Here is a 12319-nt window from a genome sequence, read left to right on the forward strand (position 1 = left end):
ACACACCTGTGGCAGGCGGCGAGGTGATCGGGGGGAGCCAGGTCGGCGTCCCGGCCTGCGAGAACCACCATGCACCGGGCCACTGACAATCCTGATCGGCCCTCAGTTCGACTGCTCCGGCTGTCAGTCCCCCCGCCTACCGTCGTCGGCATGGAGGAACGCTGGAGCACCGAACACGTCCTGTCCCTCGCGCCCGACGCCGCGTCGCGGAAGGCGGCGGGCAAACTCTCCTCGGCCGCGCCCTGGTCCGGTACCGGCACCGACGGCACCGCGCTCTGGGGCGCGTGCAAGGGCAGCGGCAGCACGCCGTACCGCACCGCCGTGGAGCTGGCCACGCCCGCCTACACGTGCACCTGCCCGAGCCGGAAGTTCCCGTGCAAGCACGCGCTCGGACTCCTCCTGCTCTGGAGCGGCACCCCGGAGGCCGTCCCGGACGGCGCCGAGCCCGCCGACTGGGCGTCCGAGTGGCTGAAGGGCCGCCAGAACCGCGCCGAGCAGCGCGCCGCCAGGGCCGACACCCCGGCCGACCCGGCCGCCGCCCGCCGCCGGGCCGAGAAGCGCTCCGCCCGGGTCGCCGCCGGCGCCGGCGAACTGCGCCTCCGGCTGGCCGACCGGATCCGCCACGGCCTGGCCGACGGGAGCAGCGCCGGCCCCTGGGACGAGGTCGCCGCCCGCATGGTCGACGCCCAGGCCCCCGGCCTCGCCACCCGCGTCCGCGAACTCGACACCACCCCGCAGGACAGCCTCCTGGAGGAGTACGCCATGCTCCACCTGCTCGCCACCGCCGCCACCCGGGTCGACGAACTGCCCGACCCGCTCGCCGCCACGGTCCGCGCGCGGGTCGGCTACACCACCGACACCGCCGAACTCCTCGCCGGACCCACCGTCCGCGACCGCTGGCACGTCCTCGGCAGCCGCGACACCGCCGACGAACGCCTCACCACCCGCCGGCTCTGGCTGCGCGGCGCCAAGACCGGCCGGCTCGCCCTCCTCCTCGCCTTCGGCCGCCCCGGCCAGGCCCCCGACCTCGCCCTCCCCACCGGCCACCTGCTGGAGGCCGACCTCGCCTTCCACCCCGGCGCCCGCCCCCTGCGCGCCGCCCTCGGCGCCCGCTACGGCACCCCCGAACCCGGCCCCGCCGCACCCCCCTCGGGCCTCAGCCCCGCCGAGGCCGTCGCCACGTACGGCGCCGCCGTCGCCGACGACCCCTGGCTCGACACCTGGCCCACCGTCCTCACCGCCGTCGTCCCCGTCCTCACCCCCGACGGCTGGCACCTGACCGACGGCCACCACACCCTCCCCGTCCGCCGCACCACCACCCCCGAACCCGCCCTCTGGCGCCTCGCCGCCGTCTCCACCGGCCGCCCCCTCACCGTCTTCGGCGACCACGGCCACCAGGGCTTCACCCCCATCACCGCCTGGGGCCAGGACACCCGCCCCATCAGCCTCACCACCCCGTAACCCCCGGCCTCCCTTCCCCCCACCGCTCACCCACCCACCCGCTCCCGCCCCTTCCTTCCCCCCTCCTCCCGCCCCCCTTCCCGCCCCTTCCCTCCCTCCCACCCACCACCCGACCAGGGCGAGAGGGACGCGCTGCGGGAGGGGGCGGCGTACGGGGTGGTCGCGGAAGGGGGCGTGGCGGGTGATTTTCAGACTGCCAACGGCGAAAGCGCCCACCAACAGAATCGGCAGTCTGAAAATCATCCAGCCCCCGGAGCGACCACCCCGGGAGCCGCCCCCGCCACCACCCTCCCGAGAGCCCCCCGAACAGCAACCACCAACCCACAGGAGCCCCCGTGCCACCCACCACCCCCGCCGACCCCTGGGAGACCCTCCACACCACCGCCCTCCTCGGCACCGACCGCCGCCCCCTGCCGGCCGATCCCCCCACCGGCTCCCCCGCCCACCGCACCACCGCCCAGGCGGTGGACCGCACCGACCCGGCCACCGCCCTCCTCGAACTCGCCGCCCTGGCCGCCGTCCGCCGCCGCGCCGGTGCCCTCCCCGCGCCCGCCACCGAACCCCCCGGCCCGCCCGCTCCCGAGGACCCGCGCCCCGAACTCCCGCCCCCCGCCGCCCGTCGGCTCTCCCTGCTGCTCAGCAACCGCGGCGCCGGAAGCAGCTCGAGCCACGCCCTCGCCAACCTCGCCGAGCTGCTCCCCCAATGGCTCACCACCGCCCGCTCCCGCGGCTACCACCCGCCCGCCGCTCTCGTCCCGGCCCTGCTGGACGCGGCCCGGGCCCGTAGCGAACTGCGCCCCGACGCGGTCGCACTGGCCGGCCCGCTCGGCCGCTGGCTCGCCGCCCAGAACCCGGACTGGCGCTTCGTCCTGCGCACCACCACCGACCCCGCGCCCGCCGCCGAACTCCCCGAGGACGACCGCCTCTGGCACGAGGGCCTCTTCGCCGAACGCGTCACCCACCTCACCGCGCTCCGCCGGAGCGACCCCGCCGCCGGCCTGGCCCTGCTCCGGAGCAGCTGGCCCACCGAACGCGCCGAGGACCGCCTGCTCTTCCTGGACGCCCTGCAGGAAGGCCTCTCCCTCGCCGACGAACCGTTCCTGGAGGCCGCCCTGGGCGACCGCAGCAAGAACGTCCGGGCCACCGCCGCCGAGCTGCTCTCCACCCTCCCCGGCACCGCCCTCGCCCACCGGATGGCCGAGCGCGCCCGCACCGCCGTACGCCTCTCGGAGCGCGGCACGCATCTGCTGGTCAGCCCGCCCGCCGCGTGCGACGCCGCCATGCAGCGCGACGGCATTGCGCTCAAGTCGCCCACCGGGCGCGGCGAACGGGCCTGGTGGTTCGGCGAGGTGATCGCCGCCGCCCCGCTGGCCGTCTGGTCCGGGACCACCGGCCTGACGCCGGATCAGCTGCTCGCCCTCCGGGTCGGCGACAGCATCGACGAGACCAGCAGCAGCTGGGCCGACGACCTGCGGGAGGCCTGGGCCAGGGCCGCCGTCCGCCAGCAGGACGCCGGCTGGGCGCGGGCGCTGCTCGGCCCCGCGCCCGCCCCGGGGAGGGGCACCCGGACGGGCCGCGCACCCCGGACGGCCGGCGCTCCCGCGAAGCTGCTCTCGGTGCTCCCGGCCGCCGAACGGGCCGCCTGGACGGCCGCCTTCGTCGAGGTGCACGGCCTCGGCGAGGCCTTCCAGCTGCTCGGCGCCTGCGCGACCCCGTGGACCCCGCCGCTGTCGACCGCCGTGGTCGCGGCGCTGGACCGGGCGGCCGCCTCCGGCGCGTACCCGTGGAGCCACAGCGGGGTGCTCGGGATGACCGAGCGGGCCCTCGCCCCCGGGACGGCCACCGCCGTCGAGGCCCTGGCGGCCTCCGCCACGCCCGCCTCGGCCTGGGGCGAGACCTTCGCCCGGCTGGCCGGCACCCTGCGCTTCCGGGAGGCGATGCTCGCCGAACTCGACGGCTGAGCGGCGGTCGCCGACATGCGACCGGGCCGGTACGGAGCGGGAAGCTCTCCGTACCGGCCCGGTCGGCGTGGACTCAGCCGGCGGCCCGCAGGTTGGCCTCGACCCAGGCCACCACGTCCCGGGTCGGCGTGCCCGGGGTGAAGATGTCCGCGACGCCCAGGGCCTTGAGCTCGGCGATGTCGTCGTCCGGGATGATCCCGCCGCAGAAGACCTTGATGTCCTCCGCGTCGCGCTCCTTCAGCAGTTCCAGGACGCGCGCGCAGAGCGTCATGTGCGCGCCGGAGAGGATCGACAGGCCGATGCCGTCCGCGTCCTCCTGGATGGCGGTGTCGACCACCTGCTCGGGCGTCTGGTGCAGCCCGGTGTAGATGACCTCCATACCGGCGTCGCGCAGGGCGCGCGCGATGACCTTGGCGCCCCGGTCGTGACCGTCGAGCCCCGGCTTGGCGACCACCACGCGGATCGGCCCTGACACACCCATCACTGCCTCCTGGACCTCGTCGTCCACCACCCCACCGGACCTCGTCGGGCGCGGGCGCGGTTAACCAGCAATAACAAACCTGAGGGGAGGTTAGCGCCACCCGGCCCGGTTGGCCGTGCCGCCCGGCAAGAGGAGGGGAAAGTCACAGCTTCGCCTTTCGCCGCCCGCTTTCCGCCCCTCCGTCACCGTCGGTGTCCCCACGGCCCTGCCTCTTGACATCCGGACTTTTGTCCGGATGTCGGCGTTACGACTACAGTCTCGGCTGTTTTCCCCTGTCCGTCGACGTGCCCGAGGCCCACCGAGGAGGCAGCCCCCGATGGCTCCCGAAGCAGCCGCCCGTCCGACCCGCGCCGAGCTGCGCGTGGCCGCCCGCGAACAGTCGCGCGCCCAGCGCCGCGACGCCGCCAAGGCCGCCACCAGAACGGCGCTGCTGCGGGTCGCGCTGCCGTCGGTGGCCGCGCTCGGAGTGGCCACGGCGGCCGCCGTGACCGTCCAGGGCGAAGCGGCCGACCAGCAGCGCGCGCAGGCGGCCGGCCGGGGGCCCGAGCAGGCCGCCGCCGACCCGGCCGGCGCCGGTGCGGCCGCCGGGACCACCGTCCGGCAGGCCTCCGCACCGGGCGACGCCGCTCACGCCTCCCGCGGCGACGCCCGCCAGCCGCTGTCCGGCACCCAGCCCGCCGCCGACCCGGCCGCACAGCCCACCACGGACCCGGCCGCGCAGCCAACCGCCGATCCCACCGCCGACCCGACCGCCGACCCGACCGCCGAGGCGCCCAAGCCACCCGAGCGCCCCAAGATCTCCCTCCCGGTCGCCCAGCGCGGTCTGGGCGAGACCTTCGGCGCGTCCGGTACGCACTGGGCCGCCCGGCACACCGGCATCGACTTCCCGGTCGACGGCGGCACCCAGGTGCTGGCCGTCACCGACGGGACGATCCGCACCCAGTGGAATCCGTCGTACGGCTATATGACGATCCTGAAGACGGCCGACGGCACCGAGGCCTGGTACTGCCATCTGCGCTCGTACAAGATCCGCAAGGGCACGGTGAAGGCGGGCGACGTGATCGCCTTCGTCGGCAGCAGCGGCAACAGCACCGGCCCGCACCTGCACTTCGAGATCCGCCCGGCCGGCGGCGGCGCACCCGTCGACCCGCTGCCCTGGCTGCTCGCCCAGGGCATCGACCCGCGCTGACCCACCGGCCGCCGGCGCGGGCCCCGCCGCCCCGGTCCTACAGCTTCTCCACCGGCGCGTACCGCAGCAGCAGCTGCTTGCGCCCCTCCGAACCGAAGTCCACCGTGGCCTGCGCCTTGTCGCCGACGCCGGTGGTGGCCACCACCGTGCCCAGCCCGAAGGTGTCGTGGGTGACGCGGTCGCCCACCGCCAGCCCGACGACCTCGCGCTCGACGGCGCCGCCGGAACGCCGCGCCGACTGCCCCCAGCCCGCCTTCGGCGCAGCCGCCGCGGCGCCCCGCGAGGACCCGCGCGAACCGCCGCCGCTCGCGGCGAACCCGCGCCCGCCGAACGAGCCGGACGACCCGGACGAGCCCCCCGCGTACCCGCGCGGGGCCGGCGCCGACGCCGCCCCCATCCGCTTCCACTCCACCAGCGGCTCCGGGATCTCCTCCAGGAACCGCGAGGCCGGGTTGTACGAGGGCTGCCCCCACGCGCTGCGCAGCACCGAGCGGGTCAGGTAGAGCCGCTCCCGGGCGCGGGTCAGCCCGACGTACGCGAGCCGCCGCTCCTCCTCCAGCTCCTTGACCTGGTTGAGCGCCCGCATGTGCGGGAAGATGCCGTCCTCCATACCGGTGAGGAAGACCACCGGGAACTCCAGGCCCTTGGCGGTGTGCAGGGTCATCATCGTGATGACGCCCTGCCCCTCCTCGTCCTCGTCCGGGATCTGGTCCGAGTCGGCGACCAGCGCCACCCGCTCCAGGAAGTCGGCCAGCGAGCCGACCGGCGGTGCGCCGTCCTCGCCCGCGTCCGGCCGCTCCCCCGGGTCCTGCTCGTACTCCAGGGCCACCGAGGCGAGCTCCTGGAGGTTCTCCACCCGGGTCTCGTCCTGCGGATCGGTGGAGGACTGCAGCTCGGCGAGGTAGCCCGTCTCCTCCAGCACCGCCTCCAGCACCGCCGCGGGGCCCGCTCCGGACTCCACGACCTGCCGCAGCCCGGCCATCAGCGTGTTGAACTTCTTCACCGCGTTCGCCGAGCGCGCGGCCATGCCGTACGCCTCGTCGACCCGCTGCAGCGCCTGCGCGAAGGAGATCCGCTCCCGCGCGGCCAGGGCGTCGACCATCGCCTCGGCGCGGTCGCCGATGCCGCGCTTGGGCACGTTGAGGATCCGGCGCAGCGGCACGGTGTCCTCGGGGTTGGAGAGCACCCGCAGGTAGGCCAGGACGTCCCGGACCTCCTTGCGCTCGTAGAAGCGCACCCCGCCGACCACCTTGTACGGCAGCCCGACCCGGATGAACACCTCCTCGAACACCCGGGACTGGGCGTTAGTCCGGTAGAAGATCGCGACGTCGCCGGGCCTGGCGTCCCCGGCGTCGGTCAGCCGGTCGATCTCGTCGGCGATGAACTGGGCCTCGCCGTGCTCGTCGTCGGCGACGTAGCCGATCACCTTCTCGCCGTGGTCACCGGCCGTCCAGAGCTTCTTCTCGCGCCGGTTGGCGTTGCGCTCGATGACGGCGTTGGCGGCGCTCAGGATCGTCTGGGTGGAGCGGTAATTCTGCTCCAGCAGGATCGTGACCGCGTCCGGGTAGTCCTCCTCGAACTGGAGGATGTTGCGGATCGTCGCGCCGCGGAAGGCGTAGATCGACTGGTCCGCGTCACCGACCACGCACAGCTCGGCCGGCGGCACCTCGGCGAGCCGCCCGGCCGCCGGGTCCACCAGGTCCCCGTCGACGGTGCGCTTCGGCGCGGCGGTGACCGAGCCCCCGCTCAGCTCCCGGACCAGCATGTACTGGGCGTGGTTGGTGTCCTGGTACTCGTCGACCAGGATGTGCCGGAACCGCCGCCGGTAGTGCTCGGCAACGTCGGGGAACGCCTGGAGCAGGTTGACGGTGGTCATGATGATGTCGTCGAAGTCCAGCGCGTTGGCCTCGCGCAGGCGCCGCTGGTAGAGGAAGTACGCCTCGGCGAGCTTCTTCTCCATCGGGTTGGCGGCCTGGTCGGCGTAGGTCTCCTCGTCGATCAGCTCGTTCTTCAGGTTGCTGATCTTCGCCGTGAAGGACTTCGGCGGGAACTGCTTCGGGTCCAGGTCGAGATCGCGGCAGACCAGCGACATCAGCCGCTGCGAGTCCGCCGAGTCGTAGATCGAGAACGAGGAGGTGAAGCCGAGCAGCTTGGACTCGCGGCGCAGGATCCGTACGCAGGCGCTGTGGAAGGTGGACACCCACATCGCCCGGGCCCGCGGCCCGACCAGCTGCTCGACGCGCTCGCGCATCTCGCCGGCCGCCTTGTTGGTGAAGGTGATCGCCAGGATCTCGCCCGGCTGCACCCCGCGCGCGCCCAGCAGGTGGGCGATCCGGTGGGTGAGCACCCTGGTCTTGCCGGAGCCCGCGCCGGCCACGATCAGCAGCGGCGAGCCCGCGTGCAGCACCGCCTCGCGCTGGGGGTCGTTCATCCCCTCCAGCAGCTGCGCCGGGTCCACCACCGTCCGGGCGGCGCCGTTGCGGTACCAGGAGTCCCGCTCGGCCTCGGCGGCGTGGTCGGTCTCGAACAGCCCCTGCGGAATCGCCTCCTCGTACGCGTCGTACGGGACGTCGTCCTCGTACGGCGGCGGCTCCTCGTCGGCGGGGGCGGCGGGCTGCTGCTTCGACCCGGCGGCGGGGGCCTCGAAACCGGGGAGCGGGAGGTCGTCAAAGAGGCTACTCATGGCACTCCGAGTCTATGGCCACCCACTGACAAGCCCGCCCGGCCGGAGGAACCGGGCCGGGCGGGCAACGGGGCGGCGAGGTCCCGGGGCTCAGACCAGCCGACGCGCGGTGGCCCAGCGGGTCAGCTCGTGGCGGTTGCTCAGCTGGAGCTTGCGCAGCACCGCGGAGACATGGCTCTCCACCGTCTTGACCGAGATGAACAGCTGCTTGGCGATCTCCTTGTACGCGTAGCCGCGGGCGATCAGCCGCAGCACCTCGCGCTCGCGCTGGGTGAGGCGGTCGAGGTCCTCGTCCACCGGCGGGGTGTCGGTGGCCGCGAAGGCGTCCAGCACGAAGCCGGCCAGCCGAGGCGAGAAGACCGCGTCGCCGTCGGAGATCCGGAAGACCGCGTTGACCAGGTCGGTGCCGGTGATGGTCTTGGTGACGTAGCCGCGGGCACCGCCGCGGATCACCCCGATGACGTCCTCGGCCGCGTCGGAGACGGACAGCGCCAGGAACTTCACGCCGCCCTGTTCCCCCATCAGCCCGGCCGAGCGGCGCAGCACCTCGACCCCGCCGCCGCCGGGCAGGTGGACGTCGAGCAGCACCACGTCCGGCCTGGTCTCGGCGACCACCCGGACCGCGGACTCCACGTCGTCGGCCTCGCCGACCACGTCGATGCCGGTGGCCTCGGTGCGCCCGATCTCCGCCCGTACCCCCGTCCGGAACATCCGGTGGTCGTCCACCAGGACGACCCGCGCGATCCTGCCCGGGCCTTCGGCCTGGGACGCCACCGCCGGCGCTGCCTCAGTCATCCGTTCTCTCCATCTCCAGCTCGACCTCGGTGCCGCCGTCCGGCGCGGACCGCACCCGTGCGGTGCCGCCGTTGCGCTTCATCCGGCCGATGATCGACTCGCGTACGCCCATCCGGTCCTCGGGCACCGTATCGGGGTCGAAGCCGGGGCCGTGGTCGCGGACGAACACCGACACCGTCCTCCCCTCCACCTCGGCGTAGACCTGGACCGGTCCCCCGCCACCGTACTTGGCCGCGTTGACCGTCGCCTCCCTCGCGGCCTGCATCTGTGCCGAGATCCGCTCGTCCATCGGGCAGTCGCCGACGATGACCACCTCGACCGGTACCCCGTGCCGGTCCTCGACCTCGGCGACCACCGCGCGCAGGCTCTCGGCCATGGTGTCCGGCGCGGCCTCGGCGGCGGCCTCCGGGCGGTAGAGCCAGAGGCGCAGCTCGCGTTCCTGGGCCCGGGCCAGGCGCAGCACCTCCTTGGGGTCCTCGGCCCGGCGCTGGATCAGGGTCAGGGTGTGCAGCACGGAGTCGTGGACGTGCGCGGCGATCTCGGCGCGCTCCTGGGCGCGGATGCGGGCGGTGCGTTCGGCGCCGAGGTCCTGCCACATCCGCAGCGCGTACGGGCCGACCAGCACCAGCACCCCGGCCAGCACCGCGAGCGAGGCCTCCACCACCGAGCCCAGGGTGGAGCCGCTGCCCTGCATGGCGAGGAAGGCGATGGTGCCGGCCACCACCAGCAGCACTCCGGCACCGACGCGGGTGTAGGCGCCGCGCCGCTTCTCGCTCTCCTCCAGGCCGAACCAGCGCTGCCAGCGGGAGTCGTCGGCCTGCCGCCAGACCAGCGCGACGCCGACGCCGATCGCCAGCAGCGGCCAGGTGTACGGCTTGGCGGTCTGCACGCCGAGCGAGCTGAGCAGGGCGATCAGGCCGATCACCACCATGACCAGCGCGGCGAGCTGGCCGAGGCCGGCCTGGCCGCTCCCGGCGGCCTGGGCCGGTGCCGCCCCCTCCTCGCCCGTCTCGGCGGGCGGCGCCCCGGCGGGCTCGCCGTGGAAGGTGTGCTGCAACTGCTCCCGCAGCCGGTCGAGCCGCCCGCGCCGGCCCTTGCTCAGGGCCGCCCCCGGTGCCTGCCCGAGCCCGGTGGGCACGAAGGCGCCGTTGAGGTAGACCCAGTGGGCGCCGCGCTGCGCGGGCTCGCCGATGCCGATCGGCACCACGAACCAGAACGCCGCGTACAGCGGCACGCCGATGCCCTGCGCGAAGAACAGCAGCACGAAGGCGACCCGGACCCAGGTGACCGGCAGACCGAGGTGCACCGCGAGCCCGTGCGCGACCCCGCCGAGCATCCGGCCCTGCGGGCTGCGGTAGAACCGGCGGTACGGCGGCCGGCCGTCGGCGGGCACGGCCGGATCGGGGCCGGCCGACGGCGCTGCGTCGGGGACGAGGGGTCGGGAGTCGGAACCGGGGGCTGCCACGCCACGATGGTTCCACGCGGGCGGGGCCGGACGCATCAGGGTGCCCCCCTACCCTCTCTCAGGGACAAGTCAGGGTCCGGACAGGGCTCGGACCGGTTGGGCCGGGGCCCGGCAGCCACCAGGATGGTGGACATGACCGAAGACCACCCCCTCCAGGAGACCGGGCCGAACTCCCCGCCCGAGCCGGAACGCCCCCCGCTGACCCGGACCGAGCACCGCCGCGTGGTGGCCGGTGTCTGCGGCGGCCTGGGCCGGCATCTGGACATCGACCCGGTGGTCTTCCGTGTCGTGACGGCCGTGCTCTGCCTCTCCGGCGGCCTCGGGCTGTTCCTGTACGGGCTGGCCTGGCTGATCGTCCCGACCGAGCCGGTCCCGGACGGCAAGGGCGGCCGCACGGCGGGCCGCACCGAGCTCCAGCGGGTGCTCACCGGCCGGGTGGACGGCCAGTCGGTCGGCGCGGTGCTGCTGACCGTGATCGGCACCGGGGTGTTCTTCTCCTCCATGGGCGACGGGGACCAGATGTTCCCGCTGCTGCTGCTCGGGGCCCTGGTCTTCCTCGCGGTCCGCTACGACCCGGAGCGCCGCCGAGGCCGCCGGCGCGGCCGGGAGCGCCGCGGCGGCCCGTTCGACCGGCACTTCCCGGAGCAGGAGCCGTCGGGCTCCGCCTACTCCTGGCCGCGGCCGGCCGAGGACCAGCGGGCGCGGGCGCGGCACGCCGAGGAGCGGGCGGCCGGAACGGTCCCGGCCGACACCCCGCACACCGGGCCGAGCGGCTACCTGTGGGATCCGCGCCACCCCGAGCGCAACCCGTACGACGGCGCCGCCGCACCGCACGGCACACCCGTCCCGCCGGCCGGGCCGCAGGCGGAGCCCTGGTGGCGGCGCCCCGACCTGCCGCAGGGCGATCCGCTGCGCAAGGGCGGCCCGGCGGCGCCCCCCGCGGCCCCCCCGGTGGTGCACCGCCGGTGCGAGCGCTCGGCGCTCGGCTTCTTCGGCCTGCTGGTGGCGGTGGGTGCGGCGACCGCCGTCTGGTCGGCCTCGGCGGACCGCAGCACCACGGTGCTGAACGCCACCGTGCTGGCGACCGCCCTGCTGGTGGTCGGTCTGACGCTGCTGGTCGGCGCGAAGTTCGGCCGGGCCCGGCGGCTGACCGTGGTGGGGCTGCTGCTCACTCTGGCGCTGAGCTTCGTCGGTCACTCGTCGGTCTCGATGCAGAACGCGGCCGGCCATCGCAGCTGGAGCGTCGTCTCGGCGAGCGAGCTGGAGCCCACGTACGTCCTCGGGGCCGGCGACATCGAGCTGGACCTGGCCGGGCTGGACCCGGCCGGTGCCGCCGTGGGCACCACCGTGCAGCTGGGCATGGGCAACCTGACCGTCACGCTGCCGTCGGACGTGACGGTGAACCTGCGGACCCGCGTCGTGCTCGGCAACGTCCGGGCGCCCGGTGAGCCGGTCACCAGTGACCGGACCACCCGTACGTACCAGTACCAGCCGTTGAACGGTCAGACATCCAAGGGCACGCTCGACCTCCAGCTGACGGTCGGGCTCGGCGAGATCAAGGTGGTCCAGTCGTGAGGAAGCACCAGCTCGACCTGTTCTCGCTGATCGCGGGCGGACTGTTCACCGTGATCGCGGTGCTCTACCTGGTGGCGTCGCTGAACGACATCACGGTGAACGGCCGGATCGTCATCCCGGTGACGTTCATCGTGCTGGGCGTCGGCGGCCTGGCCGGGGCGGTCGCGGCGATGACCCGGCGCGGCCGCTGCGACGAGCCCCGCCGGGACTGAGCACGCCCTGGGGCGTCAGCTCTGCAGCGGCCCGAGGTTCAGCTTGTCGCCGTCCTTGGTGACGCCGTACCTGGGCAGCGCCTTGGTGGCCGGCCCGTTGACCACGGCGCCGGTGGCCGCGTCGAACCGGGAGCCGTGGCACGGGCAGTACAGCTGCCCGTTCTTCGGCGCGTCGACCGCGCAGCCGGAGTGCGTGCACACCGCGGAGAAGGCGCAGTACTGGCCCGCCTTGGGCTGGACGATGTAGACGGCGTCGCCGGTGGCCGGGTCCTTGACCTGGGCCGAGCCGCCGACCGGGACGCTCGCGGCGGCCACCGAGACGGCCGGCGCGGCGGGACCGGCCGGGGCGGACCGCTGGGGCACGGCCGCCTGCTTGGGGCGCCCGAAGGTGGCCGTCAGCGAACCGGTGAGCAGCCCCCCGCCGCCGATCGCGACGGCCGCGATGCCGCCGTCCACCACCGACCGCCGCCTGACGTGCTGCTCACGCAGCCCGCGCG

10 protein-coding genes are annotated in these 12319 nt (G+C 74.7%); 5 read left to right on the top strand and 5 right to left on the bottom strand.

The annotated features are described in order from the left end of the window. The first annotated feature begins 150 nt into the window (after positions 1-150). Both ACIQIB_RS00930 and ACIQIB_RS00935 read left to right on the top strand, forming a co-directional pair. Positions 151-1461: an SWIM zinc finger domain-containing protein gene (locus ACIQIB_RS00930; protein WP_400653094.1), complete on the top strand. Its 1311-nt coding sequence runs from the start codon at positions 151-153 to the stop codon at positions 1459-1461. Positions 1462-1796: 335 nt separating this feature from the next. Further along, positions 1797-3422, top strand: a complete 1626-nt coding sequence (locus ACIQIB_RS00935) for a DUF5691 domain-containing protein (RefSeq protein WP_400756143.1) — start codon at positions 1797-1799, stop codon at positions 3420-3422. 73 nt (positions 3423-3495) lie between these two features. On the opposite strand, the gene ACIQIB_RS00940 is transcribed toward ACIQIB_RS00935, so the two are convergent. Next, positions 3496-3903: a cobalamin B12-binding domain-containing protein gene (locus tag ACIQIB_RS00940; RefSeq protein ID WP_363605564.1), complete on the bottom strand. Its 408-nt coding sequence runs from the start codon at positions 3901-3903 to the stop codon at positions 3496-3498. 316 nt (positions 3904-4219) lie between these two features. Between ACIQIB_RS00940 and ACIQIB_RS00945 the strand changes: the two genes are divergently transcribed. Beyond that, positions 4220-5092, top strand: a complete 873-nt coding sequence (locus ACIQIB_RS00945; protein ID WP_363605562.1) for a peptidoglycan DD-metalloendopeptidase family protein — start codon at positions 4220-4222, stop codon at positions 5090-5092. Positions 5093-5129: 37 nt separating this feature from the next. On the opposite strand, the gene pcrA is transcribed toward ACIQIB_RS00945, so the two are convergent. The 3 genes from pcrA to ACIQIB_RS00960 form a co-directional block, all read right to left on the bottom strand. Next, positions 5130-7775, bottom strand: a complete 2646-nt coding sequence (gene pcrA / locus ACIQIB_RS00950) for a DNA helicase PcrA (protein WP_400653088.1) — start codon at positions 7773-7775, stop codon at positions 5130-5132. Between the two features lie 90 nt (positions 7776-7865). Then, positions 7866-8570, bottom strand: coding sequence for a response regulator transcription factor (locus tag ACIQIB_RS00955; RefSeq protein ID WP_363605560.1), 705 nt, complete (start codon positions 8568-8570; stop codon positions 7866-7868). Further along, entirely contained in the window at positions 8563-10035 is a 1473-nt protein-coding gene (locus tag ACIQIB_RS00960; RefSeq protein ID WP_400756145.1) for a PspC domain-containing protein, read from the bottom strand. Before ACIQIB_RS00960 ends, ACIQIB_RS00955 begins: the two co-directional genes overlap by 8 nt. A 132-nt stretch (positions 10036-10167) precedes the next feature. Between ACIQIB_RS00960 and ACIQIB_RS00965 the strand changes: the two genes are divergently transcribed. Then, positions 10168-11610, top strand: coding sequence for a PspC domain-containing protein (locus ACIQIB_RS00965; protein WP_400653084.1), 1443 nt, complete (start codon positions 10168-10170; stop codon positions 11608-11610). Next, positions 11607-11822: a hypothetical protein gene (locus ACIQIB_RS00970; RefSeq protein ID WP_363605558.1), complete on the top strand. Its 216-nt coding sequence runs from the start codon at positions 11607-11609 to the stop codon at positions 11820-11822. Before ACIQIB_RS00965 ends, ACIQIB_RS00970 begins: the two co-directional genes overlap by 4 nt. Positions 11823-11837: 15 nt before the next feature. Here the strand turns inward: ACIQIB_RS00970 and ACIQIB_RS00975 are convergent, their stop codons facing one another. After that, positions 11838-12281: a Rieske (2Fe-2S) protein gene (locus tag ACIQIB_RS00975; protein ID WP_400756305.1), complete on the bottom strand. Its 444-nt coding sequence runs from the start codon at positions 12279-12281 to the stop codon at positions 11838-11840. Positions 12282-12319 lie beyond the last annotated feature (38 nt).

The organism is Kitasatospora sp. NPDC092286 (assembly GCF_044755565.1).
In the GTDB taxonomy this organism is placed as follows: domain Bacteria; phylum Actinomycetota; class Actinomycetes; order Streptomycetales; family Streptomycetaceae; genus Kitasatospora.

What these genes read in the sequence shown, in the direction of transcription:
- ACIQIB_RS00945 (WP_363605562.1), top strand. Translation starts at nt 4,220, where the DNA reads ATGGCTCCCGAAGCAGCCGCCCGTCCGACCCGCGCCGAGCTGCGCGTG.
- ACIQIB_RS00955 (WP_363605560.1), bottom strand. Translation starts at nt 8,570, where the DNA reads ATGACTGAGGCAGCGCCGGCGGTGGCGTCCCAGGCCGAAGGCCCGGGC.
- pcrA (WP_400653088.1), bottom strand. Translation starts at nt 7,775, where the DNA reads ATGAGTAGCCTCTTTGACGACCTCCCGCTCCCCGGTTTCGAGGCCCCC.
- ACIQIB_RS00940 (WP_363605564.1), bottom strand. Translation starts at nt 3,903, where the DNA reads ATGGGTGTGTCAGGGCCGATCCGCGTGGTGGTCGCCAAGCCGGGGCTC.
- ACIQIB_RS00930 (WP_400653094.1), top strand. Translation starts at nt 151, where the DNA reads ATGGAGGAACGCTGGAGCACCGAACACGTCCTGTCCCTCGCGCCCGAC.
- ACIQIB_RS00965 (WP_400653084.1), top strand. Translation starts at nt 10,168, where the DNA reads ATGACCGAAGACCACCCCCTCCAGGAGACCGGGCCGAACTCCCCGCCC.